Genomic DNA, 23,747 nt, shown 5'->3' with positions numbered 1-23,747 from the left:
ATACATTTTTGCTATAAAGTGGTCGTGATCGTTATATCTATAACGCCTACTCAGGAGAATCCAAGGTATAAATAAGGTGCTGAACCCAGTGCCTATAATTCAATCCGATCCTTCTTCTAAAAAGAAGATGTTCTCGACGGGGGTAGTGAAAATTCGGCCCATCTGCAGGGCAAGAGGCAAGGAAGGATTATAGCGCCCTTTTTCGATTGAAATGATCGTCTGTCTCGAGACGCCTAGTTTTTGGGCGAGTTGGTCTTGTGAATAACCGTGTGCCTCCCGCAATTCCTTCAATTTATTATCCACTCAATCACGTCCTCGTAGTTATGGCTCTATTTTATGTGTAAAGTTTGCTTTACGTCAAGTTAACTTTACAGAGAATTGCCAGAAGTTCTACACACAAAAAAAGGCGAAGCCTATTCCAGGGCTTCGTCTTGTTGGGGTAGATCAGGCTCGCGGCGGCTCATTCGAACCGTTTCCTGCAAGGCAGCGAGTTCCTGCTCGATTTCGGGGAATCCCGGAATTTCAGGAATCACATGCTCCGCAAACGGCCATTTGCCTTCCATCGTATTGGCCATCATTTCAAAGAACAGGTAGAGCTGTCCGAGTTGCACGGGAGACAAGGCGAGCCTGTCTTTTTGCGCCGCGTTCTCGAGCAGGAAGCCCAGTTGTTCGGCTGCAAAGAATACTTGCTGCAAGAGCTCGAGATTTTCCGGCCGCTGTGGCAATTCGCCTTGTGTCGTATCGAGCACCAGTTTCAAGTTGGTTAAATTGGTGCGCATTTTCTTCAATTCAATCGGCTGCGCTTCAAGGTCCGGGCTGTAAGGTGAAAACAGCAAGCTCATGAAGCGCTGCTGGCTTCGCAATGTCTTCGCCGAATGCTGGGGAATCAAACTGGAAGCACGTCGCCGGCCGATCAATAAGACCCCGAGGAGCCCAATCGCTGAACCGATCAAGACATCGACAATGCGCGCAGAAGCAAAATAGGAAAGGTCTCCGATCTGTGAAGTGCTCTCCGCAATCATCAAAGCATTTGGCGTGATGAAGAATGCCGCAACGGCATAGTTTAAAACGATGGCGAGCTCCGTCAGTGTCGTCAATGCGAAAATGATCAATGCGATAGACAGCCCATCCGGTTGGAAAGACAGGATGATCGCCGCCACTACAATGCCGACAATGGTGCCGGCTGAACGCTGGATGGAGCGGTTGAATGTCGACAGGATGGTAGCGCCGGACATCACTGCTGCGGCCGATAACGGAACCCAATAAGACGGATTGATCGGGAGAAAATAGGCGATCAATGCGGCAAATGCCAAGACAATGCCAAAACGAATGGCTGCAAAAAATACCATTGAATGTTTATTGAAGGAACCCGTAAAGACAGCTTTGAATGGCTCTGCGGTAAGCTCCGTATCGCGCGTTCGTTTATCGCGCTGGCCGCTGAGGATATCGTAGGCTTTCCGTGTGCTTTCAGTTAAAGCATCGCCGGTTTCAGTCTGCAGTCGCGGTGCGGCAGCAAAGGATTTTTTGCCGGACGCTTCAACCGAGGAAGCGATGAGCCGCAAATTATCAGCAGTTTCTTTCGAGACAGCGGAATAGCGGTCGCCGAGTTTAATGATTTCGGCATAGACCGCTTTTGCCTGCAGATGCAGCAAGTTCAGCTGCACGAGCCGGTTCGAGCGTGTCCATTTGGCAGAGGCGTAGCCGAGGTCCGTTTCGGCAGATTTCAAAGCGGACCAGGTGCGCTGGCGCATGGCGTAGAATTCAGCGGAGCCGGCAGATTCAGCGAGCGCCGCCAATTCAGCATACTCTTGTTTCACTGCCTTCGTTTCGGCGGCGTGAGGCTTGAAAGGATAAGCCCACATTGCCATCAGCCAGGACAGCATGCCGCCCAGAAAGACCAGGAATGCGTTCAGTAAGAACAAGGCCGGGTTGTCGGCCATATTATTATTGATCAAAAATACCAACACGAAGAAAATGGCGGAGGGCCCTGTGAATTGATAGGCGCCGAAGATGAAGACCGCCAAAGCGCCGATGACACCGACTGCTGCGGCCGCGAGAAACGGCTGCTGTGACAGCAGGACGCCAAGGCCCGCTGAAAACGCTAAGCCAAGGGCGGCGAAAAATATTTTTTTCGATCGCAGCGCGTAAGGTTCATTGAACATATAAAGAAATGCCAAGCCGCCGAGCCCTGCAATCAGCCCGTATTGCAACTGCCCCAACCAGACGCCGATCAGCACGGGAAGCCCTGAGCTGACGCCTGCGGCCAAAGCTTTAGCCCATGGCAGCGGGCGTTGGTTGATGGCAAAAGCCTGCTTGAGGAGCTGGCGGAATTCACTATTATTTGCGGTTCGGTTTCGTTTCATTCCAGCGCCTCCTGACGAATAAGTTCTCATATGGCTATTATTCCACAGATTGTTTTTGAAGGGCGACTCCCAGCCGTCCGCTTACCCAAAATTCGAGGGTCTTTGGCCGCGCAAAACACCCTCCCGCGTAGAAGCGGAAGGGTGTCGGTTTCAAGATTATTTGTTTACAGTGCGTTCTTTGCGGACAAAGCTAGATCCGAAAATTCCTGCGAGGGAAGTGACGACCATTGTCAACAATAGAGCGACAAATCCCCAGATGGAGATAGTTGAAGCGGTTTGAGTCGCTTCCTCTGTAGACTGGCGTACATCAGCGATGGTGCTTTCCAATTCTTGAGATGCGTCTTCCAAGGCAACTTGTGCATCTTCAATCTGTTGGCTGGCTTCAGTCGTCGCTTGGTTTAAGCCATCGACAATATTATTGGTTGCTTCTTCTGCTTCTGCGTCACTTAATTCAGTGTTGGCAGCAACAGCTTCCGCAACGGCATCTTCATCGACAGACTCTTGGATTTCTTCGGCTCTGGCCGTCAAGGAATCACCTAGGTCTTGAAGAATGGCATCTGAGTTTTCAGGGTTTACAGCTAACTCTTTCCCTGCATCAAGCACTTCATTGCGGCTTTCTTCCAATTCGCCTTCCAAATAGCCAGGCTGCAATTCAGGAATATCCGTATCAGCGAGGATTTCGTTCACATTGCCTTCCAATTCAGCCGTATCAACGCCAGAGAAGTTTTCCGTAACGTTGTCGAATGTACTTTGAATTGCGTCACCGGCAGTAGATGCGACAGATCCAGCCCCTTGGCCGACTGCGCTTCCGACGCTGCCGAAAATCGAACCGACTGTCTGGAATGTGTTGATGGTCGTGAATGTTAATAGTACAAACAGGATGATCACGCTAGTCGCCCAAGTTAAGAATCCGTGGACCAAACCAGCGCGCGCCGCCGTGATCCCAGTGACAAATCCGGCTGCCAATAACGAAATCAGCAGTGTCAAAACGCCCCAAATGGCTAATCCGGTTCCTACACCGGCAAATGGATCATTTGAAGTAGCGTCTGTTACCCCAAGGCCAATAGCAGTACCGATCAAACTAAACATAATTAAGAATGCGATAAACGTCACGACTCCAGCGAAAATGGAGCTCCAGGAAATGTTGCGGCCTGCATCGTCCGTTTCAGGGGCGAGATACGATTTAAAATTTCTGCGAGTTTTCATAGTTCATCTCCAAGTCTATTTTTTAATCTTACAGTAAATTCCTTTTGCCAGTTTTCTCCTTTCTGCTATTTACTATTCACGATTTAATATTATTTAAAACCTCTCGAAACTAGTATGTTACTTACATGTTTATAATGGTCGGTAATGTCACGCTAAAAAGGCTGTCATGACAGGGGGGTTACCTGCCAATTGAGGTGTTCTTTTTACCTATTTCTTGTGAGTCTTATGGATTGGAATAAAGATATAAATACTATACAAGTAAAAGTATTTGTGCATTCATTTAAATTATTGGTACCTAATACTAATGTTAGGTGCTAAAATGAGGTGAGTAAGCTAAAGGGGTGTATGAATGAGCAGATCAGCAGCACGAATCACAGCCATCGGATCGTATGTACCCGAAAAGAGGCTGACGAATTTAGACCTGGAACAATTGGTTGAAACAAATGACGAGTGGATTCTCCAGCGCACCGGCATCAGAGAGCGCCGCATTGCGGGAGAACACGAATTTACGAGTGATATAAGTGTGAGTGCAGTACAGGATTTGGCGGAGCGCTATGGAAAATCGTTCGACGATGTCGATTTGATCATTGCTTGCACGATGACGCCTGACTTCAAAACGCCGAGCGTAGCCGCGATGGTTCAAGCCAAACTGAACATACCGAACGCCGGCGCAATCGATTTGAACGCGGCTTGCGCAGGCTTTTCCTACGGCTTGCAGATGGCAAACGGCTTGATCACTTCCGGATTGCATAAGAAAATCCTGGTGATCGGGGCAGAGACTTTCTCGAAGATCCTCGATTACGGCGACCGTTCGACGTGCATCTTGTTCGGGGATGGCGGCGGGGCAGTGCTGGTCGAGCACGACGCTGACAATCCAAGCTTTGTCGAGTCGCATATGGGAACCAACGGCGCATTAGCGAACAACCTGTACTGTACAGACCTGGCGGGCGAAATGTTCGGAGAAGATTTGGCTGCCCGCAATGTCGTTTGGCAAAATGGCCGCGAAGTATACAAATGGGCGGTCAATACAGTGCCAAAAGGCGTCAACGCCTTGATGGAAAAAGCAGGCGTAGCACCATCCGACGTAGATTGGTTCGTGCCTCACAGCGCCAATTTGCGAATCATCGAATCGATTTGCACGAGAAGCGGGCTATCGCTCGACAAGACGGTGTATTCACTTGAGTATTACGGCAACACTTCTGCCGGTTCAATTCCGCTATCGCTTGCTGAAGGCGTGAAAGACGGCCGCATCAAAGCAGGCGATCAATTGCTGCTGTACGGATTCGGCGGCGGCTTGACCCATGCCGGGATGCTAGTGAAATGGTCGATTTAATAATGGAATTTTTAAACTCCTGCCAAGATGCAGGAGTTTTTCTTTATGGGAAAAATAATAGTGGATTAATAGGAACGTTTGTTCTATAATGAGATAAAAAGAGTGAATATTCCGCCAATGGGTTTATAATGAAAGCCATAATCACGTGAATGTATCCTGCAAAGAAAAAGGTGAGGAGCATGGAAACAAGAAATGTGGAGCGGCAAGCGAACGGATTGGCTGTAGAAGCAGCGGGACTGGTGAAAGTATACGGGAAAGAACGGGCAGTAGACGGCGTGGATTTAGCGATTCCAAGAGGCACAGTGTACGGATTTTTAGGGCCGAACGGGGCAGGAAAAACGACGACGATCCGCATGCTCGCCACGTTGATCCAGCCGGACAGCGGCAGCGCGACCATTTTCGGGCATGATTTGAAGACCGAAAGCGCCGCCATCAAAAGCCGCATCAGTTTAACGGGCCAGTATGCATCGATCGACGAAGACCTGACCGGGATTGAGAACTTGGTGCTGATCTCTAGGCTCATGGGCTACACGACCAAGGAAGCGAAGCAGCGTGCAGCGGAATTGCTGTCGGCATTCGGATTGGAACAGGCAGCGAAACGGCAAGTGAAAAAGTATTCAGGCGGCATGAGACGGCGCATCGACATCGCCGCAAGCATTGTCGTGACGCCGGACTTATTGTTTCTCGATGAGCCAACGACCGGCCTTGACCCGCGCAGTCGCAACCAAGTATGGGAGATTGTGCGCGCACTCGTTCAGGCAGGAACGACCGTGCTGTTGACCACACAGAACTTGGAGGAAGCGGACCAGCTGGCAGACCGTATTGCGGTCATCAATCAAGGCAAAATCATCGCAGAAGGCACAAGCAGTGAATTGAAAGCCTCTGTCGGGACCGGCACATTGAATGTGCAATTGCTCGATGCAGCCGATCAGGCGCAAGCAGCGGCCATTCTTGAACAGAAGCTCAGTGTCCCGGTTCACGTATCGACAGACGGCGTGACGTTGAGTGCACAGGCGAAAGACTCTTCCATCGTTGCAGAAGCACTCGGCGAACTGGGCAAAGAAAAAATCGGCATCAGCGATTTTTCGCTCGGGCGGCCGAGCTTGGATGAAGTGTTTTTGACATTGACCGGACAATCCGCCAGCGATCAACCGACTGAGGAGGAGAACTCATGAGCGTGCAGATCGAACACGACAAAACAGCGTACGAGGAAGTGCATCCGTCGAACGCCATCGCGGGGGGCAGACGGCCGGATCCGCCGAATGCCTTGGCCTCGACGATGGCGTTTGCTCACCGCGCATTGCTGCGAATCAAGCATGTCCCAGAGCAAATGTTTGATGTGACAGTATTTCCGATAATTTTTCTATTGATGTTTACCTATTTGTTCGGCGGGGCGATCGCTGGTTCGACAGGCGAATACCTGCAGTTTCTGTTGCCTGGCATTTTGGTTATGACGGTATCGCAGATTACGATGTACACCGGCATCGACTTGAACAATGATATCCGAAAAGGTATTTTTGACCGTTTCCGTACCTTGCCGATCTGGCTGCCCTCTGCTTTAGTCGGGGCATTGCTCGTCGACGTCATCCGCTACTCGCTGGCTTCGGCAATTATGATCGGCCTCGGGCTAGCACTCGGATTTCGCCCGGAAGGCGGTGCCATGGGCGTATTGGGTGCAGTATTGGTCATCTTATTGTTCTCGTTCAGCTTTTCGTGGATCTGGACGGCTGCCGGCATCATCATGCGTTCCGAAAAATCCTTAATGATGGTCAGCTTTTTGGTGGTGTTCCCGCTCACTTTTGTCAGCAACGTCTTCGTCGACCCGTCGACTTTGCCGTCCTGGCTGCAAGGATTTGTCAACATCAATCCGATTTCCATACTCGCCACAGCGGTGCGCGGCTTGATGCATGGCAACGGCACGTGGGAACAAATCGGCTGGGTGGTGGTCGTATCCGCGATTTTCGTGGTGATTTTTGCGCCGCTGACCATGTATCTGTACCGGAGAAAAGAATAGCGCGTCATGTTAAACGAAGGGTCTGCACAAGCAGACTCTTCTTTTTTTATGCAGACAAAGGGGAGCTTCACGTATACTGGACAAATAATATGAGTCGTTTCAATAAGTAACAGGAGGCAAATACATATGAAAAATAGCAAAGAGCAAATGTCGTTCAGCTGGATCGGAAGCGAGCAGTCTTTTGTCGACCAGCTGGACATTCAGCAAATCGGTCCTGTGACGCTAGGGCGGTTTGGCGGCAATTCAGCGGCCGGGCAAACGAAAAACGAAGATGGCTGTATGATTTGGGCGAACGCAGAGGAAGACTGGGAATTCACTGTCTTGCTCGACGCCCATCAAACAGCCGAAAGCGCGGAGCTCGTCGTTGCGGAAATTGGCGGTTTGGAACCTTCGATCAATGAAGCTTTAAAGCTGCCGGTAAAACAAGCATTCAGTCAGCTATCGGAAATTTTGTTGGCAAGCTTTGACAGCGAACGCTTTAAAGCAGCGTGCAGCGAAGTGCAAGGCGAGACGGCCGTCTTATGTACCGCAAGAAAAGGCAAGTTTCTTTGGTGGTTCTCTGTCGGCGACTGCCTATTGTACTTGTTTCATCCTGAACTCAAAGCGCTTGGGGAGATGCAGCAAAATCATCGCAGTTTCTATGAATGGATCGGCAAAGTGAATACCTTCGATTTGCCGGTGCCTTGCTTTAGCACAGGCGCCAAAGAATTAAGAAAAGGCATAAATCACATCCTGCTGACGACCGATGGGCTTGTGGAATGCCCGAATACCGATTTTTCGGATCCGCTGAAAGTGGCAAAACGCTTTGATGCGGTGTCAAACGCTGAAGGCGTGACGACTTTATTGGAAGAAGTCAAAGAAAAAAATGTCCGGGACAGCACCACGATTTTGTCCTGGATGATAGAAGTGGAAAGCGAAGCCACACGTCCAGGCAATGAGCCGCAATAGTTTTGTTTGTCTTATATTCATTTACAAAAGGGATTTTCAGGAAAAAGAAGAATGAGTATAAAGATGCGCAAATAAGGCAGTAGGATGCTGCCGCAGATAAAAAGGGGATTATTCGTGGAACAGACAACTGCACAAACGTGGAACCTAACTTCTTTATATGCCGGAACGAGCCGATCAGAAGAACTGAAAGCGTTCATGAAAGACTTGCAAAATACGCTCGAGCAGGCAGCTGGGCAATTGCAAAACTACCGTGAGATGGACGTGCGCGATAACGATGCCTTGTTGGAAATCATCGATCAATTTCAGTATGCTCTGCTAGCCTGGGAGCAGCTCGATGATTTCGCCATCTGTGCATACGCAGAAAATGTGGCGGATCAGGCGGCGATCGCTTTGATGGATGAAAGCGCCGTGCTAAAAGCAAAACTCGCTTCCTTGCAGATCGAGTTGGACCAAGTATTTGCTGAATTTACCGAGGCAGAGTGGCAAACGTTCACTGCTTCCGGCCGCGTTGAAGCTTCGTCGTTTTATTTGAATGAAAGAAGACGGATGGTCAAAGACCGTTTGCCGGCTGAACTGGAGCGGATGATTAGCGCACTGTCCGTCAATGGCTTGTCGGGCTGGGAACAGCAGCACGAATTGGTTTTGACTAAATTGAGAGTTCCGATTGAAGTAGACGGGGAACTGCAGCACGTATCGATCGGCCAGGCATTGAATGAAACGATAAACGGCAAAGACCGTGCCAGCCGAAAGCGGGCAGCTGAAGCCGTTGACGAAACGTGCGTAGCACACGCGGATACAGTGGCAGCGATTTTGAACCGTGTGGCGGGATCTCGTTTGGCGATTTACGAACAGCGTGGCTGGGACAATAAATTGAAAGAGATGCTCGAGCACAATCGGATCCAGGAAGCCTCAATCGATGCGATGCTCACAGCCATCGACTGCAATAAGGATTTGTACAGAGCGTATATCGAACGGAAGTTGAAAGTGGCGGGCCAAGATTCAGCCAGTTGGTTTGATCTGGAATCTCCGGCGTTCTCGCTTTCGGACAAAGTGGATTTTGCTTCGGCGAAAACCGTCATCAGCAAGCAATTCCACCACTTCAGCGACAAGCTCGGGCATTTTGCTGACCGTGCATTTGAACAGGATTGGATCGAAGCCGAGAACCGGCCGGGCAAAGCAGAAGGCGGCTTTTGTGCTTCGATGCCACTGGCCAAGGAAAGCCGGATCTTTGTGACCTATCGCGACACGTATCAGGATTTGGTGACCTTGGCGCATGAACTGGGCCACGCCTATCATAACCACATCATTCACGACGAACCGGCGCTGGCGCAGCAAAAAGGCACGAGTGTTGCGGAAACGGCCTCTACGTTCATGGAGAATCTGGTGTTGGATGCAGTGATCGAACAGACGACAGACGAAAACGAACGGCTCGCCATGCTCGGAATGAAGATCCGTGACGGCTTGAAGTACGTCGTGAGCGTGCCGAATATGTTCCGCTTCGAACGGAAATTTTACGATCAACGGGCACAGGGCATGATTTCTGCGGACGATATCAAAACGATGATCGCCGATGTGGAAAATGATATTTACGGCGGATTGGTTGAGGAACTGGCGCTTCACAAATGGATGTTCATCGGCCATTTCTACGATGCCGAAAAAGCGTTCTACAACATTCCGTACACGATCGGCTATTTATTCAGCAACGGCGTATATGAACAAGCCAAACAGCAGCCGGATGGATTCCCGGAGAGATACGATGCGTTATTGCGCGATTCCGGAAAAATGACCGTCGAACAATTGGGCGAACGTTATCTGGGGGCAGACATCACGCAAGTGGCATTTTGGCAGGATGCACAGAAATCATTGAGTTCTGCCATTGAAGAGTATTTGGAGCTGACTGAGAAGTATATTGCAGCGGCGGATAAAAATAAGCAATGAAGAAACTGGAAACCGACCGATTGGAAATCATTCCTTGCACCGCAAAAGTGACTCAGCTGCTTCAAACCCAGCAGTACGACAACGGCCCCGAAATTGCCCACCACTTACAAGAGTTGCGGAAAGACCCCAGCCTGTTTACATGGGGGAGCTGGTTGATTATCCGCAAATCAGATGGCCAGGTAATTGGTGATGCCGGATTTAAAGGTAAACCTGATGACCAGAAGCAAGTGGAGATCGGATATGGGTTGCTCGAACGGTACTGGAATAACGGCTATGCGACTGAAGCGATGAACGCCTTGATGCAATGGGCGCTGGCACAAGAAGAGGTAGAAAAAGTGCATGCGGAAACCGATCGCGACAATCAGGCATCCATTCGCGTGCTTGAAAAAATAAAGATGAAAAGAACAAAAGAAATAGGCTCATCGATGTATTGGGAGATTCAATAATGCTGGATAATTTTATAAGATATTCTGTCTTTCTTTTTCTGTAAGAAATCAGTAGCAGAGTATGAAAAATAGAATATAGAAAATTGGGGTGCGCGAGTGAAGAAACTTCACTGGAGTTTACTGCTGAGTTTTTTATTGGCTAGTTGTTTTTGTATATTCGGCCAAGGTATGGCTTATTTTTTGAGTGAGTATGCGGTATCGGTTGCTCCTATCTATTATCTGACGGGATTGACGGTGGCGGGAATATTTTTATACGTCGTGTCAGGGCTCTTATTGCTTTTGTTGATTAAACGGCAGGAAAAAGTCCGCACTCATCGGGAATTATATGCAATCGTTTTATTCACTGTGGCACCAGCTGCTTCATTATGGGCTTTTTTTGTCACAGCGATGTGGTGGGGGTAAGCATTGTGGAAAACCGCTTCAGCACTTTCAGCTGAAGCGGTTTTTCTGTCGTGAATCAGTTAATTGATGTCTCTCTAAAGAAAAGATAGGAAAGTCAGCACGCATGTCGAATACAAGGAGGAATAGAAACTGCCGACGCTTATGGATTTGAAATCCAGAGGAGGAAAATAAAATGGACGTGATCAAGCATTCCGAATGGGCCGATACGAAGTTCACTTTGCATTTGCTGTCACAGATCCTCGGCAAGATCAAGCTCGAAACCGCCGAGCAGGAGCCACAATGGGCACATGTGACGCTCGCCATCACGCCGAACGGATTCACAACGGGTTTGTTGTTCCATCAGGATCAGGCGTTTCAAGTCGACTTGGACATTTACGAAAGCCGCATTCTTATCAATGTCGAGGGCAATATGCAAGCTGTGCTGATCGAAACGGCCAAGTCGATCAAAACCTATTTCGAAGAGATCTTCGAAGCGCTGGCATCGAAAGGCGTCGAGTTGAAAATCAACCCGAGGCCGCAGGAGATGGCGTATAAGAACAATCTCAACGAAGACGCCACGCCGCTGACCTTCAATTGGGAACAGGCGATACGCGGGCTCAAACTCTTTCATTTTGCGGCCGCAGCACAGCTGAAGTTTATCGGCCCGTTGCGCTCCCGAAAAATGAAGCCCGCGTTGTTTTGGGGAACCTTTGACGTTTCCTCGCTCGTTTTGCCCGGCATCCACCAGCCGTATCCGGAAGACAAAGTCATCGAAAAAGCGGCGTTCGATGAACATTTTATCGAGTACGGGTTCTGGCTCGGCGACGGCCATGTCGATGTACCCGCATTTTTCGTGCTGCCGTATCCGTTCGTCAACAAAGAACTCGACAGCGAGCGATTAAAGCCTGCCGATGCGTATTTTGAAGCGTCGCTGAGCGAGTATTTCCTGATGCTCGACAAAGTCGCAGGTTCACCGCAGCCTACGCGGGCGATGCAGGAATTTTTCCGTTCGACTTTTGACATCCTTAGCGAAGAATTGGGCTGGCCGGACTGTTCGTATTATTTTACGCCGCTTGATATGCCTGAACAACGCGCCAAAAAATAAAGTAATAAACGAGGGGAAGACATGCCGATTCGGGTATGATTTTCCCTCTTTTTTGTGATCGAGACACCAAATTTTAAGCACATCAATAGTCCCGGAAAAATATTTTTAAAACCATCTATTTTTATGTCTTCCGATGTGCTTTAATGGATTTAAAGTAAATGTAAAAAAATTGAAATGGGGATGGTAGGATGGACCGCGCGTTCAAGATTGCGACGAGTTTTTTGATGGGTGTATCACTTTTTGGCGTTTTACCGGCTACACAAACGGCGCAAGCCGAAGATTTAGTGGATGCAGACGTATTGGTGCAAGGAGATGACGTAAGCGATACGTTTTCTGCAGAGGACAATGAACATTGGTACAAGATCGATGTCGATCCTGCACAAGTCGCAGCGCATACGCATTTCGAAGTTTCTCTTCAGTCAGAAGATGAATTGACCTTTACCGTCTACCCGGACGCAGAACGCGCGACCGCCGACCAGCCATTTGACCCATTTAGCAACTACAGTTTTGCAGAAATGAAATCGACTGTTAAATTCCCGATCGCTTGGGAAGGCCCTTATTACATAAAGGTATCTTCATACGCTGAAGAATTGCCGGTGGATTTGCCTGAAGGCGAAGAAGCCGAAGAAGCAAGCTACACAATCGGCTTTGACGGCGTCACTGTAAAAGCATCAAAACCGACAAACGACGAGCAATGCCCGGCAGAACTTGTCATGGGCGACGCAGCTGGAGACCAGGCGCTGCTTGACCAATTGCGCGTGATCCGCGGCGAAGTGCTTTCGCAAACAGAAAGCGGCAAAGAATTGACGAAGCTTTACTATAAACTGGCGCCGTTTATCGGTTATCAGGCCGTGACGGAAGCATCTGTCCGTGATTCATTGAAGAAAAACCTCAATCAGCTCGACGGCTTGATCACGAGCATTGCGGAAAATGGCTTCCAAAGTTCGAAAACGATCACCGTAGCTGACCAGAAAGCGATCAGCGAATTGTACACGCTCGCGTTGAAAACAGCGCCTGCGAATTTGAAAGACGATGTGGAAGCGGCAGGACAAGCAATCAACATTAACAAACTGGCTGGAAAATCAGTCATGTCGGCAATGCTTCCGACTCCATACGTCGTAAAAGATGCTTCCATGAACAAAGTCATTGTAAAAGTAAAAGAAGGCGAAACGCTGACAAAAGCGGAAGCTGGAACGGCTGGCATCCAGTCGGTTTCTGGGTTTGACGCCGAAGCGCCGAAATTCGACCAGTTCTTCGTGGTGGATTTGAAGTCAGGCATGTCAGCTGCTTCAACGAATAAAACTTTGCAGTCGCTTGAAGACTTGCCGGAAGTTGAATTCATCGAACCGGTACAGCAATACAAGCTTCATTCAGAAGATATCTATTATGACGAGCAATGGTCGCTTGAAAACAAAGGCGGCGGCTTTGGCATCGAAGACGCTGACATCGATTTCGAGGAAATGACGAAGCTGGCAGCTCCTCAAAAGCATGCAGAAATCGTCACCGCGGTCATCGATACCGGCGTTGATTACACGCTGGCTGACTTGAAGAACCAAATGATCAGCACTGGCTACGATTTCATCAATGATGACAATGAGGCATTCGATGACCAAGGACACGGCACGCACGTTTCCGGCATCATTGCAGCGGAAGCGGACAACGATTATTCGATGACGGGCATTAACCAGTCGACGAAAATCCTGCCGGTGAAAGTGCTTGATGCGTCAGGTTACGGCGATACAGAACAAATTGCATACGGCATCCTGTACGCAACAGACCAAGGAGCCGATGTTATCAACATGAGCCTTGGCGGCGGCTATAGCCGTGTCTTGGAATACGCTATGAGATACGCAAACGAGCGTGGCGTTACAATCGTCGCAGCTTCAGGAAATGACGGATGGGAAGAAGTTTCTTACCCGGCGTCATCGAAATACGCGATCGCAGTCGGCGCAACGAACAAACTTGACCTGGTATCGGATTACTCGAGCTATGGCAAAGATCTTGACCTCGTCGCACCGGGTACAGACATCCCGAGCTTGCTGCCGGACGGCAATGTTACGTTGATGTCTGGAACATCGATGGCAGCTCCTCACGTCGCGGCCGTTGCAGGTGTCTTGAAATCGATCAATCCGTTTCTTTCACCAGCCCAGTTGGAAAATTTACTGACGGCCTCAGCGGATGACGTTGAGTTTATCGCAGAAGATGCTCCTCCTGGTTTCGAGGAAGATTGGGGCTTTGAAGAAGATTTCCCGTATGAAATGGAAGAATTGGCACCTGGCTTTGACCTTGTCTCAGGATGGGGCCGATTGAACGGGGCACAAGCGATTCTTGTACTGAAAGATAAATGGAATCTCGCCGAGCGCCTCAGTGGGGAAAGCCGCTACGATACAGCGGTAGAAGTTTCGAAAAAAGGCTGGAGCACATCCGGCAAAGCCGTTATTGCAACAGGCGGCGATTTCCCGGATGCCTTGAGTGCAGTTCCGCTTGCAGCGTATCAAAACGCACCGCTGCTACTCACGAAAACCGATTCACTTCCACAATCGGTAAAAGATGAATTGAAACGATTGAAAGTAACAGAAGTGACATTAATTGGCGGACAGGGTGCTATCAGCCCGATGGTCGAAATGGAACTGAACGAACTCGGCATTAAAGCAACAAACATCAAACGCATCAGCGGCAAAAACCGCTACGAAACATCGGTCAACATCGCGAAGCAAATGAAAACTTCGACACAAGCTGTCGTGGCAACCGGTTCAACATTTGCGGACGCTTTGTCGATTGCACCGGTCGCAGGCAGCCAGAAAATGCCGATCTTGCTGACGAAACCGAACGGCTTGCCGGCGGAAGTGAAAGCACATTTCGCAGCAAAAGCTTATAGCAAAACTTTCATCATTGGCGGTAAAGGCGCTGTTTCTGACAGCACAGCAAAAGAAGTGAAAAACCCAGTACGTCTTTCGGGCGCATCGCGCTATGAAACGAACAGCGCGGTCATCAATCATTTCAAAGGATCATTCGGCGGCGAGTATATGTACTTGTCGACTGGCGCAAATTATCCGGATGCACTCGCAGGCTCTGTACTGGCATCTAAATCAAAAGCACCACTCGTCTTGACGGCACCGAACGGACCGAATGCAGCGACCGTGAAAACCGTCCAAGAGCAGCTGAAATACGTCACAGGAATCTACATCCTCGGCGGTGAAGGCGCTTTGCCGACGCAAAGCATCCAGCAATTGTTCGAGTAAGACAGGAAAAACAGGCGGTTCGGATTCCGGACGCCTGTTTTTTTATAACTCAATTAGGAGGCAAATCGATGAAGCAGTTGATTGGTGGGGGAATTGGTGTCATCTCAGGCATTCTATTGTTCGGGTTTACTTTGGTCGCAGCGGCGGTGTATTCGCCGCAGGTAAGAGAAACCGGTTATTCGAGAGAGTTCGGATTGTTTTTATCGGCATTGTGGGAAGTGGGGGTTGTCCCGATTGTCTTGAGTGTGTTCTTTTTCATTATCGGGCTGGTGCTTTTATTCAAAGCGACAGACAATGAATGGAAAGCGAAATACTTTTTAGCGGCAGAAGAAACAAAGCCAAAGGAAAAAGAATTGTGAAAGGAAGATTAGATGGAGAACGATTATCTATTCGAATCCGAACGGCTTGGATTCAGGCGGTGGAAAGCATCTGACCGTGAACCGTTTGCGGCCTTGAATGCAAACCCTGACGTAATGGAGTTCTTTCCGAAACCCTTGAGCCGCACCGAATCGGACGCATTGGTCGACCGTATCGAAGCGCATTTTGAGGAGAAAGGCTACGGGCTTTGGGCGGTCGAACGAAAAGAGGACGGCGCGTTTATCGGCTTTATTGGCTTATTGGATGTTAATTTTGATATCGGAATTGAAGGCGCAACTGAAATCGGCTGGCGCTTGGACCGAGTATTTTGGAAAAAGGGCTACGCGACAGAAGGGGCGAAAGCTTGCCTGGCGTATGCGTTTGATAAGCTGGGCAAAAGAGAAATCTACTCGTTTACTTCAACAATTAACACACCGTCTGAAATCGTCATGAAGCGGATCGGCATGGAGAAAGCAGGGGAGTTCGAGCATCCACGCGTTCCGGAAGGCAGCCCATTAAGAAAGCATGTTTTGTATAAAATACAGAATCCATAAAAAAGAGGCCGGACTGGGGTATTCCAGTCCGGCCTCTTTTGCGCTTTATCAATCAGCCAATTGCTTCACTACAGCCATTTCTTTGCCAAAGCGATGCCCTTGATCTTCAAAGCCTAAGCTTTTATACAGTTGATGGGCTCCGGCGTTTTCAGGATGATAGCCAACCACCACTTTTTTGGCACCGAAAGAATCAGCCATTTCCGTGAGCATTAATTTCGTAGCAGCTTTTCCAATTCCTTGCCCTTGGTATGCTTGGTCGACCATGATGCGGTAGATCCAATGGCCGTCTAATTCTTCAGGAGCCGAGTTGAACATGAGAAACCCAACAGTTTGCCCATCTGCACAAATTGCATAAGGGCGCAGGCTCGGTTCGAACTTCGATTGTGCGATGGACACCGCATTCGGTTCCATATAAGTTTGTTGTTCTTGTGCGACTTTCAGCTCGCAGCAGGCGTACCAGTTATCAGCGTTCACTTCAGTAATGCTTACATTTGTCAGTTTCATAGTTTTCCCCTTTCGAATTTCGGGGAACGCGAACGAGTCAGGTCAATTCGGCGCTATCCCCTTGCAGTCATAGATGGTGAAGATAGGTGTGTTTGTCATAATGAACGCCTCCTAAACTCGTAATGGGTGTCCGTATTTTGCACTGGACCTTTTGACTATAACATGTTCCTGCACTTTGATATTGATAATTTTGGAAAAGACAGAAACTCGAAAATAGACAGTAGAGGTCTTTCGGCAAGTTACAGATTGGCTACTATAAAACGCTTCATGGATGCTAGGGAGCAACCGACACATAATGGTCGCTTATGTAGGTTGAAAAAAATGGTATTATTGGAATAAATATTCGAACGATATTATTCGATTTGGAGGAATGTCTATATGTCTACAGAAGCGTTGGTTTCGTTAAGCAGTTCATTCTTGTTCTTCTCATTTATTGTATTTTTAATCGCAATCATCCCATTTGGAGTGGCTGTAAAATCGAAAAAGCAATCGGCAGTGAAAATTGCGATCGGCTTGACCGTCGTCGGGTTTGCCGCGCAGCTTGGTTATTTTATTTTGCGCTGGGTAGCAGCAGGTCATGCGCCGGTTAGCAATTTAAATGAATTTCTGACATTCTTCGGCATTATGCTGATTGGGAGCTTTTTAGGATTTTTCTATATTTACCGCCAACCGGTTATGGGCTTGTTCTTGCTGCCGGTCGCGATATTGATCATTGCTTATGCCAGCATGTTTGCCAATGAAGTATCGCCGCTTATTCCAGCGCTTCAAAGCCACTGGCTCACGATCCATGTCATTACGGTGGCTACCGCAAGCGCTGTGTTATCGGTATCGTTTGTAACAGGATTAATCTATTTATTGAAGAAGGTAGATACAACGAACAAGAGCAAAAGTGCATTCTTTTTGGAATTAGTGCTGTATTTCATGGTAGTAGTTGTTGGCTTCATTCTTGTGACATCCGCGTTCGGAATTGCTGGATACAGCGCCAGTTATCAATTTGAAAATCAAGAAGGCCAGAGCCAGGTATATGAGTATGCCCTGCCAGCCATTGTGGTGCCGGATGAGGCGCAAGCCGTTTCTGGAACTGCCGAAAACTATGAACCGGCCGCTCACTATGCGGGGCTTGTAGAAATTCCCAATAACATTGAGACAGCCAAGCTCAATTCGGTACTGTGGTCCTTTGTGGTCGGTTCAATCTTGTATTTGGTGATTCGTTTGATTGCGCGGAAGAAAATTTCACAATTGCTTCAGCCTTTCACGAATAAAGTCGATTTAACTTTGATGGACGAGATCTCCTATCGATCGGTCGTTATCGGTTTTCCGTTATTTGCGCTAGGCGGCTTGTTTTTCGCCATGATTTGGGCACAAATTGCGTGGAGCCGGTTTTGGGGATGGGACCCGAAAGAAGTCTGGGCGCTCATTACTTTCCTCTTCTATGCCGCTTTTCTTCACCTGCGAATCGGCAAAGAGTGGACGGGTGAAAAGACGGCGTGGCTTGCAATTATCGGCTTTGGCACCATTATTTTTAATCAAGTCTTCGTCAATTTAGTTATTTCAGGCTTGCATTCATATGCATGATTATTTAATTCCAATCGGGGAGGGGAATATATGAAAGACCGAATCATTCTCGTCATCGTCCTAGCAAGTGTACTGGGATCGTCGGCAGTCAGCGCATCGTCTCTTAGCCAAACAATTAAGTCGGGTTATCACGCGGCAGCGGCGAGCATTCTTTTGGCGGTCGGCATCAGCAGTTTCTATACTTACATGAAGAAAAGAAAAGCTGAAAAAGTAGGATAGAAAATGAAGGAAGAGGATAGAATGAAGCGCACATTTTTAGTCGCCATCATACTGTCAGCCCTTGTTACTTGGGGGCACATCTTCTTTGACCTGAAGACCTTTATTCCGGATTTGGCGGCCAATTTGGCTATCGCGGTGTCAAACTTCATCTTGTTGTTAGGCGTAATTTATTGGATCGGGCGAAAAGGCCAGGAAGAGGAGCTGGACTCCTGAAATGGCTGGGAGAGGAAAAGTCGCAGCGGTTCGGTATATAATACGGTTAAAGCAGAATAACGGGCACGTCGTTGTATGAATCGTGGGTAATGGACGAAGCACTGAAGAAAGGGGATGCGCTGAACGATGGCGCATCCCTCTTCTTGTTGGAGCGGCATTCCATAAGTTTTGCTGGGCTTTAATCTAAAACCGGATTTTAGACGTTTACTGAATAGAGTCGAAGATTACATAAAACAGGATACATAAGAAAGAGGCGGAACAGATGGAGAACGGAAAAAGAGAGAATCCGGCAGCTGAAAAAACGAAACAGGCAAAAGGCGGGCAGTTTTATAAATCTGTCTGGCGCTGGCACCTGTACGCAGGGGTTTTGTTCGCGCCGCTGTTGGTACTGCTTGCGATCACCGGGTCGGTGTATTTGTTTAAAGCGGAAATTGAGAATGTGCTGTATGCGGACTATTACGAAGTCCAAGCGCAAGAAGAACGGGTGGCGGTTTCGGAACAGCTTTCGGAAGTGAACCGGCTCTATCCCGGCGGCATCGTTACGGCCTACCGCCCGGGTGAAAATGAGTCGCGTTCGAGTGAAGTGACGGTCGAAGCGGATGGCATGTCGATGACAGTGTTCATCGATCCGTACACCGGCGAATCGCTCGGTGAATTGAACAACGATGACCGCATTATGGACAAAATTGAAGAAATCCACGGCGAGCTGATGGCCGGGACGCTCGGCGACCGCATCGTTGAACTGGCAGCGAGCTGGGCGGTCGTGCTCATCGTTACCGGTTTGTTCCTATGGTTCCCGAAAAAGATGAACGGAGCGGGCGGGGTATTGTTCCCGCGCCTCCGCCAAGGGCCGAAGATTCGCAGAAGGGACCTTCACGCAGTGCCGGCATTTTGGCTGTCTGCCGGATTATTGTTTTTGATCATGACCGGGCTTCCGTGGTCAGGGTTTTGGGGAACCAATTTCCAGGCGATGGTGACCAATACCGGAGAAGGCTATCCGCCGTCTGTCTGGATCGGCGACGCGCCGAAATCGGACGTCGAAACGCAGGACATTGCAGAAGTGCCATGGGCGGCAGAGACTTTGGACGTGCCACTGTCATCGGTGCAGGGACTGGTTCCGCTGCCGCTCGATAAAGTAGTCGAGATCGCTGACCAGGAAGGCATTCACCCATCCTATTCGGTGTTCATCCCACAGGAACCGGAGGGCGTCTACACGCTGTCCGTATTCCCGCCAAAAGCGCAGGATGAGGCAACGATGCACATCGATCAATATTCAGGCGCCGTGCTGGCCGATTACCGCTACGACAATTACGGCGTCATCGGCAAAGTCGTTGCGTGGGGCATTACGCTTCACAAAGGTTCGCAATTCGGCCTCATCAATCAATTGATCAGCTTATTCATCTGCCTCGGTATTGTATTTGTGGGCGTGAGCGGGGTCTACCTGTGGTGGAAGCGCAAGCCGAAAAAAGGCATGGGTGCTCCAAAAGCGCCGCCGCTGTTCAAAACAAAATCGTTTTTGCTACTGATGATTGTGCTCGGCTTGTTGTTCCCGCTGGCGGGGCTATCGATGGTTATCGTTTGGCTGTTCGATAAGCTCGTGATTCAACGCCTGCCGGCTGTGAAGAAATGGCTGAACGCATGAAAGGGGGAACGGAAATGAAGAAACTTTATGGGCCGCTTGTGGCCGCTGTGGCCATTTTGCTGTTAAGCGCTTGTTCGGTGCGCGGCGATGCGGCAGATTTGTATAAGCAAGAAGCGCCGCTGCAGATCGTGGCGGAATTGCCCGAAGAAATTACGCCTGGTGAAACCGTGCGTTTTCAAGCGGAATTGACGCAAAACGGTGAACCGGTGAACGAAGCGAATTTTGTTCATTTTGAAGTGCGCAAGCAGAATGGCTCGATTCCGTATCCGATGAAAGAAGCGCAAGCGCTGGGAGACGGCGTTTATGAAATGGAAGCCAGTTTTAAGAGCAATGGTCTTTATTTCCTTGAAGTGCACGCCGGAAGCGGAGAATCGATCAGCAATCCCCATTACCAATTCATTGTCGGGGACCTTTCCGAAAGCGAACTCGACAGTTTGAAAGAAGGCCCGGAACCGGATTCGGGAAGTTCGGGACACCATCATTAAAAGCGGTTTTTTTGCCAAAACTTTCTTCTTGAACCGCACATAAAGTCCTGATTAACTAAAATTGTTAAAAAGACATAAGCAAAAGGCTTAGAAAAAATTTTCAATGTATGGGAAAAAAGCAATAATTTCGGGTATAGAGCATTATGTAAGAATTTTTGGAGCCGCGGAACAGGACGAAAGGACGGTATAAGTGAACGAAGAGTTATTGATTGCTGATGAAGTACAAAGAACCTTGAAGGCACGCTGCGAATACCGTGAAGGAAAGTTCCATTTTACGAAAACCAAGAAACTGGACATTTTCCTCGGCTCCAGTCTTTTCGTTTTCAAACTGGATATGGAAATCAGCTTCGGGCATTTCCAGCAAGACGGGGCGGCTGTCAATAAAGCCCGCGTATACATCTTGCCGGAAGAAATGCTGGCTTTTGAAGACACCTTGCGCAAATTCCCGATTCCGCTGCCAATTGCATTTCGCCAGTGCATCCACATGAATCAGAACCTTGTTGAAATCACGATGGAATCGCTCGAGCCGCCGCGGAATTTTGCCTTGCGGCTGGCCGCAGCGCTGAAAGAAATCGAACCATGATCCATCTCCGATCCAACTCAAGCAATGTTGACTTCGCATATGACAGAAACCAACCCTTATAGATCGGAGAGAATGAACATGAACCACTTAAAAACAGAAATCAAAAGCGAGTTGCTAGAAGCCATGCTGAACGGCAGCCAAGTAGCGGCCGTCGTTACAGACCCCGAACAACAAGACAATCCGATCATCTACTATAATGAAACCTTCGCACAACTGACAGGGTACGCAGAACACGAGATCATCGGGCGAAACTGCCGCTTTTTGCAAGGCGACAACACCGACCGTTTCACCATCGGAAAGATCCGGCAGGCCATCCAAGAGCGCGAGAAAATCACCGTTACGCTGGAAAATTACCGAAAAGACGGCACGACGTTTTGGAACCGGCTAAATATTGAACCCGTCACCATGGACGGCCACTTGTATTTCATCGGCACACAAACGGACATCACCCAAGAAGTCGACCAGCAAGTCGAGTTGAACGAAAAAGAACAGGAAATTAACGAGCAGATGCTGCCGATTTTGCCGATCGACGACAATATCGGAGCAGTGGCCTTGGTCGGGAAAATGAACAATTTGCGTTTTGACGTCCTGACCTCGAAATTGAGCCATTTCGTCCGCGATACTCGCACGCGGCACATCATCATAGATGTCACGGGTGTGCTGTGGGAGAAGAATTTCCTCTATACCAACCTCTTGATGATCCAGGATGTGCTGAGGCTGATGGGCAGTAAATTGTATATTTCCGGCATCAGTCCCAAAACTGCCATGGAGATCGTCAATATCAAAGATGACGATCAAACTTTATTGACCTTTGCGACGGTACAGCAAGTCATTCAGCGTTTGCAGGCGAAATAGAAAATGCTTGGTAAGCAAGGATGAAATATGCTGCTGTGATAAACTGGAAATGTTAATCAGATGATAGAGCATTGAAGGGGAGAAGACAGTGGCAGAAGCTGAAACGTTCGAAGCAACATCAGAAACAAAGAGGTTAACTATCCGGCCGCTGGAACGAGCGGATTATGCTGAGTGGCTGGCAGGCTTTAACGGCCGTTCGCCCTCGAAGCATGTCTACGATCCGGGCAGACTGGATATGAGTGCGTGTACCGAACACTGGTTTCAGGAGCTGGTCGACAAGCACCAGCAACTGGCGCATGACGACACGGCCCACGTGTTCGCCGTATTCCGAAAAGAAGACGGGCGCCATATCGGCATGGTCGATTTTTCGACATTGGCGCGCGATGATTTTCAATGGGGACGCATCGGTTACACCATCCATAACCAATATTGGAACCAAGGCTTCGGAAAAGAAGCGGTCACAGGAGCGCTGGATATTGCTTTCACCGAGCTTGGCTTCCACCGGATTGAAGCACATATCAATCTCGACAACGAAGCTTCTGTTCGGCTGGCTGAAAGTGCGGGCATGAAGTTTGAATGCGTGCGGGAAGCTTTTCTGTATGAAGGCGGGGCGTGGGTCGATCACTTGATCTACTCAATCAATCATAAATAGACAAAGAAAATCCCCTTGTTCCACATCGGAACAAGGGGATTTCTGCGTTCTACTGCTGTGACTTTGTGTAATCGTGATAGCCTTGCTTGAAAAACCCGTACCATTCATCGATTTCCGCTTGCGGTGCGGCATTCAGCGCTTCGAGCACTTCTTTCCCGAATTCGAGGAAGGCGGAGCCGTTGGCGGTAATGAGCTGTCCGCTGCGGACGGCTTGCTGTTGGAGATAGTGCGCTTCGTTCGTGTAGCGGTCGCCTGAAGTTTCCTGCAAATCTTCCAAGTGATTGCTCGTATGCGGCACATCGTTTAACAAGCCGTTCTTTCCGAGAAATACCGAGGCGTCGCAAATAGCGCCAAGCACGGCTTGCTGGCTGATTGCTTTGTCGACCAGCTCCATAACGCGTTCGCTGCCGTCTTTGCGCCAGGAATTACCGCCGATGAGGATCAATCCCGCGAATTCCTCCGGTGCATCGTCAATACTATAATCGGGCATTACGGTAAAGCCGCCGATTGATCGAACCGGCTCTTTTGTCAGCGATACGGTCTTCACGTCGAATCTGCGGCCGTCGCCTTCCGGTTCTTCGTTCAATGCCGCCGCCAAAGACGCTGCTTCCCAGTCCGCATACTCGTCCAATAGCACAAAAAGGACATACTCGTTCATGCTGCTCATTCCTTTCGTGTGAATATTCGCTTATTCGTTAAGCGAATTATAGCACAGTCGTAAGCGTTCACTGCCGGGAAGTGGCTATGTGTCAGTGGCCGCCGGTGATTTCCAGGTAGAAAATCATAAACAGACTGATGAGGCCGATGACTGCCATGATGCCGTAAGCGATTTTTCGGAATATGCCTTTTTTGAAATAAGCGAACAAGACGAAAAAGTACAGCACCGCTGCCGGCACGAGGAAGGTCAAAAAGCCGCTGATGTCTTCGATGTGATGGGCGAAAATCGAAATCGCGAGACCCAGGAACAGGGCGGCACCATAGAGTGTCATGATTTTCTTTAAGCTTTTTTCAGGATCGTTGTTTTGTGAAGCAGCCATAATATCCAAACTCCTTGTCGTTTTTATCAGTCCCAATGATTGAATATCAATTGGCCTGTCGTATTCGGTTGCCAATCAGCCGCTTGTTTCAATTC

At 49.0% G+C, this 23,747-nt stretch carries 25 protein-coding genes; 19 read left to right on the top strand and 6 right to left on the bottom strand.

Annotated elements, in window-relative coordinates:
• Positions 1-99 precede the first annotated feature (99 nt).
• From AUC31_RS14070 to AUC31_RS14060, 3 genes are all read right to left on the bottom strand, one after another.
• A complete protein-coding gene (locus AUC31_RS14070) occupies positions 100-303 on the bottom strand; it encodes a helix-turn-helix transcriptional regulator (protein ID WP_058382582.1) in 204 nt (67 codons plus the stop codon).
• A gap of 110 nt (positions 304-413) precedes the next feature.
• Positions 414-2,363: an FUSC family protein gene (locus tag AUC31_RS14065; protein WP_058382583.1), complete on the bottom strand. Its 1,950-nt coding sequence runs from the start codon at positions 2,361-2,363 to the stop codon at positions 414-416.
• A gap of 156 nt (positions 2,364-2,519) precedes the next feature.
• On the bottom strand, positions 2,520-3,569 hold the full coding sequence (locus AUC31_RS14060) for an APC family permease (protein WP_058382584.1): 1,050 nt from the start codon (positions 3,567-3,569) through the stop codon (positions 2,520-2,522).
• Between the two features lie 349 nt (positions 3,570-3,918).
• On the opposite strand from AUC31_RS14060, the gene AUC31_RS14055 reads away from it, so the two are divergent.
• From AUC31_RS14055 to AUC31_RS14005, 11 genes are all read left to right on the top strand, one after another.
• On the top strand, positions 3,919-4,902 hold the full coding sequence (locus AUC31_RS14055; RefSeq protein WP_058382585.1) for a ketoacyl-ACP synthase III: 984 nt from the start codon (positions 3,919-3,921) through the stop codon (positions 4,900-4,902).
• Between the two features lie 179 nt (positions 4,903-5,081).
• A complete protein-coding gene (locus tag AUC31_RS14050) occupies positions 5,082-6,077 on the top strand; it encodes an ATP-binding cassette domain-containing protein (protein ID WP_058382586.1) in 996 nt (331 codons plus the stop codon).
• Positions 6,074-6,916 (top strand): ABC transporter permease, encoded by an 843-nt coding sequence (locus AUC31_RS14045; RefSeq protein ID WP_058382587.1) that lies wholly within the window; start codon positions 6,074-6,076, stop codon positions 6,914-6,916. The genes AUC31_RS14050 and AUC31_RS14045 overlap by 4 nt, the downstream gene beginning before the upstream one ends.
• A gap of 126 nt (positions 6,917-7,042) precedes the next feature.
• Complete coding sequence (locus tag AUC31_RS14040; protein ID WP_058382588.1) at positions 7,043-7,864, top strand: PP2C family serine/threonine-protein phosphatase; 822 nt, start codon at positions 7,043-7,045, stop codon at positions 7,862-7,864.
• 114 nt (positions 7,865-7,978) lie between these two features.
• Positions 7,979-9,802: a M3 family oligoendopeptidase gene (locus AUC31_RS14035; protein ID WP_058382589.1), complete on the top strand. Its 1,824-nt coding sequence runs from the start codon at positions 7,979-7,981 to the stop codon at positions 9,800-9,802.
• A complete protein-coding gene (locus AUC31_RS14030) occupies positions 9,799-10,248 on the top strand; it encodes a GNAT family N-acetyltransferase (RefSeq protein ID WP_058382590.1) in 450 nt (149 codons plus the stop codon). Before AUC31_RS14035 ends, AUC31_RS14030 begins: the two co-directional genes overlap by 4 nt.
• 96 nt (positions 10,249-10,344) lie before the next feature.
• On the top strand, positions 10,345-10,650 hold the full coding sequence (locus AUC31_RS14025) for a hypothetical protein (protein WP_058382591.1): 306 nt from the start codon (positions 10,345-10,347) through the stop codon (positions 10,648-10,650).
• Between the two features lie 172 nt (positions 10,651-10,822).
• Complete coding sequence (locus AUC31_RS14020; protein ID WP_058382592.1) at positions 10,823-11,734, top strand: DUF5996 family protein; 912 nt, start codon at positions 10,823-10,825, stop codon at positions 11,732-11,734.
• A gap of 188 nt (positions 11,735-11,922) precedes the next feature.
• Positions 11,923-14,976 carry a cell wall-binding repeat-containing protein gene (locus AUC31_RS14015; RefSeq protein ID WP_058382593.1) on the top strand — a complete coding sequence of 1,018 codons (3,054 nt, stop codon included), beginning with the start codon at positions 11,923-11,925 and terminating at the stop codon, positions 14,974-14,976.
• A 68-nt stretch (positions 14,977-15,044) separates the two neighbouring features.
• Positions 15,045-15,335, top strand: a complete 291-nt coding sequence (locus AUC31_RS14010; RefSeq protein WP_058382594.1) for a hypothetical protein — start codon at positions 15,045-15,047, stop codon at positions 15,333-15,335.
• Between the two features lie 12 nt (positions 15,336-15,347).
• Positions 15,348-15,887 carry a GNAT family N-acetyltransferase gene (locus AUC31_RS14005; protein WP_058382595.1) on the top strand — a complete coding sequence of 180 codons (540 nt, stop codon included), beginning with the start codon at positions 15,348-15,350 and terminating at the stop codon, positions 15,885-15,887.
• A gap of 48 nt (positions 15,888-15,935) precedes the next feature.
• On the opposite strand, the gene AUC31_RS14000 is transcribed toward AUC31_RS14005, so the two are convergent.
• Positions 15,936-16,391 (bottom strand): GNAT family N-acetyltransferase, encoded by a 456-nt coding sequence (locus AUC31_RS14000; RefSeq protein ID WP_058382596.1) that lies wholly within the window; start codon positions 16,389-16,391, stop codon positions 15,936-15,938.
• Between the two features lie 378 nt (positions 16,392-16,769).
• Here AUC31_RS14000 and ccsB point away from each other — a divergent pair, with 378 nt between their 5' ends.
• The 8 genes from ccsB to AUC31_RS13960 all read left to right on the top strand — a co-directional run bounded on the left by ccsB (position 16,770) and on the right by AUC31_RS13960 (position 22,615).
• On the top strand, positions 16,770-17,966 hold the full coding sequence (gene ccsB, locus AUC31_RS13995; protein ID WP_058382597.1) for a c-type cytochrome biogenesis protein CcsB: 1,197 nt from the start codon (positions 16,770-16,772) through the stop codon (positions 17,964-17,966).
• Positions 17,967-17,996: 30 nt separating this feature from the next.
• A complete protein-coding gene (locus tag AUC31_RS13990; protein ID WP_058382598.1) occupies positions 17,997-18,185 on the top strand; it encodes a hypothetical protein in 189 nt (62 codons plus the stop codon).
• Positions 18,186-18,206: 21 nt separating this feature from the next.
• Complete coding sequence (locus AUC31_RS13985; protein ID WP_058382599.1) at positions 18,207-18,398, top strand: hypothetical protein; 192 nt, start codon at positions 18,207-18,209, stop codon at positions 18,396-18,398.
• 262 nt (positions 18,399-18,660) lie between these two features.
• Positions 18,661-20,040: a PepSY-associated TM helix domain-containing protein gene (locus AUC31_RS13980; protein ID WP_058382600.1), complete on the top strand. Its 1,380-nt coding sequence runs from the start codon at positions 18,661-18,663 to the stop codon at positions 20,038-20,040.
• A 14-nt stretch (positions 20,041-20,054) separates the two neighbouring features.
• Positions 20,055-20,525 (top strand): FixH family protein, encoded by a 471-nt coding sequence (locus tag AUC31_RS13975; RefSeq protein ID WP_058382601.1) that lies wholly within the window; start codon positions 20,055-20,057, stop codon positions 20,523-20,525.
• Positions 20,526-20,715: 190 nt separating this feature from the next.
• Positions 20,716-21,108, top strand: a complete 393-nt coding sequence (locus AUC31_RS13970; protein ID WP_058382602.1) for a hypothetical protein — start codon at positions 20,716-20,718, stop codon at positions 21,106-21,108.
• A 78-nt stretch (positions 21,109-21,186) separates the two neighbouring features.
• Positions 21,187-21,963, top strand: a complete 777-nt coding sequence (gene ytvA / locus AUC31_RS13965) for a YtvA family blue-light photoreceptor (RefSeq protein WP_237150621.1) — start codon at positions 21,187-21,189, stop codon at positions 21,961-21,963.
• A gap of 88 nt (positions 21,964-22,051) precedes the next feature.
• Entirely contained in the window at positions 22,052-22,615 is a 564-nt protein-coding gene (locus tag AUC31_RS13960; protein WP_058382603.1) for a GNAT family N-acetyltransferase, read from the top strand.
• 49 nt (positions 22,616-22,664) lie between these two features.
• On the opposite strand, the gene AUC31_RS13955 is transcribed toward AUC31_RS13960, so the two are convergent.
• Both AUC31_RS13955 and AUC31_RS13950 read right to left on the bottom strand, forming a co-directional pair.
• Complete coding sequence (locus tag AUC31_RS13955; RefSeq protein WP_058382604.1) at positions 22,665-23,273, bottom strand: type 1 glutamine amidotransferase family protein; 609 nt, start codon at positions 23,271-23,273, stop codon at positions 22,665-22,667.
• Between the two features lie 91 nt (positions 23,274-23,364).
• Entirely contained in the window at positions 23,365-23,652 is a 288-nt protein-coding gene (locus AUC31_RS13950) for a hypothetical protein (protein ID WP_058382605.1), read from the bottom strand.
• Between the last annotated feature and the right edge of the window lie 95 nt (positions 23,653-23,747).

This window comes from Planococcus rifietoensis (genome assembly GCF_001465795.2).
Taxonomy (GTDB): Bacteria; Bacillota; Bacilli; order Bacillales_A; family Planococcaceae; genus Planococcus; species Planococcus rifietoensis.
Note: the sequence above shows the minus strand (reverse complement) of the source record. Positions and strands in the feature narration are given on the sequence as shown.

Coding starts and splice junctions, on each gene's coding strand:
- AUC31_RS14065 (WP_058382583.1), bottom strand. CDS start 2,363: ATGAAACGAAACCGAACCGCAAATAATAGTGAATTCCGCCAGCTCCTC.
- AUC31_RS14060 (WP_058382584.1), bottom strand. CDS start 3,569: ATGAAAACTCGCAGAAATTTTAAATCGTATCTCGCCCCTGAAACGGAC.
- AUC31_RS14055 (WP_058382585.1), top strand. CDS start 3,919: ATGAGCAGATCAGCAGCACGAATCACAGCCATCGGATCGTATGTACCC.
- AUC31_RS14050 (WP_058382586.1), top strand. CDS start 5,082: ATGGAAACAAGAAATGTGGAGCGGCAAGCGAACGGATTGGCTGTAGAA.
- AUC31_RS14045 (WP_058382587.1), top strand. CDS start 6,074: ATGAGCGTGCAGATCGAACACGACAAAACAGCGTACGAGGAAGTGCAT.
- AUC31_RS14040 (WP_058382588.1), top strand. CDS start 7,043: ATGAAAAATAGCAAAGAGCAAATGTCGTTCAGCTGGATCGGAAGCGAG.
- AUC31_RS14030 (WP_058382590.1), top strand. CDS start 9,799: ATGAAGAAACTGGAAACCGACCGATTGGAAATCATTCCTTGCACCGCA.
- AUC31_RS14020 (WP_058382592.1), top strand. CDS start 10,823: ATGGACGTGATCAAGCATTCCGAATGGGCCGATACGAAGTTCACTTTG.
- AUC31_RS14015 (WP_058382593.1), top strand. CDS start 11,923: ATGGACCGCGCGTTCAAGATTGCGACGAGTTTTTTGATGGGTGTATCA.
- AUC31_RS14010 (WP_058382594.1), top strand. CDS start 15,045: ATGAAGCAGTTGATTGGTGGGGGAATTGGTGTCATCTCAGGCATTCTA.
- AUC31_RS14005 (WP_058382595.1), top strand. CDS start 15,348: ATGGAGAACGATTATCTATTCGAATCCGAACGGCTTGGATTCAGGCGG.
- AUC31_RS14000 (WP_058382596.1), bottom strand. CDS start 16,391: ATGAAACTGACAAATGTAAGCATTACTGAAGTGAACGCTGATAACTGG.
- ccsB (WP_058382597.1), top strand. CDS start 16,770: ATGTCTACAGAAGCGTTGGTTTCGTTAAGCAGTTCATTCTTGTTCTTC.
- AUC31_RS13990 (WP_058382598.1), top strand. CDS start 17,997: ATGAAAGACCGAATCATTCTCGTCATCGTCCTAGCAAGTGTACTGGGA.
- AUC31_RS13985 (WP_058382599.1), top strand. CDS start 18,207: ATGAAGCGCACATTTTTAGTCGCCATCATACTGTCAGCCCTTGTTACT.
- AUC31_RS13980 (WP_058382600.1), top strand. CDS start 18,661: ATGGAGAACGGAAAAAGAGAGAATCCGGCAGCTGAAAAAACGAAACAG.
- AUC31_RS13975 (WP_058382601.1), top strand. CDS start 20,055: ATGAAGAAACTTTATGGGCCGCTTGTGGCCGCTGTGGCCATTTTGCTG.
- ytvA (WP_237150621.1), top strand. CDS start 21,187: ATGAACCACTTAAAAACAGAAATCAAAAGCGAGTTGCTAGAAGCCATG.
- AUC31_RS13955 (WP_058382604.1), bottom strand. CDS start 23,273: ATGAACGAGTATGTCCTTTTTGTGCTATTGGACGAGTATGCGGACTGG.
- AUC31_RS13950 (WP_058382605.1), bottom strand. CDS start 23,652: ATGGCTGCTTCACAAAACAACGATCCTGAAAAAAGCTTAAAGAAAATC.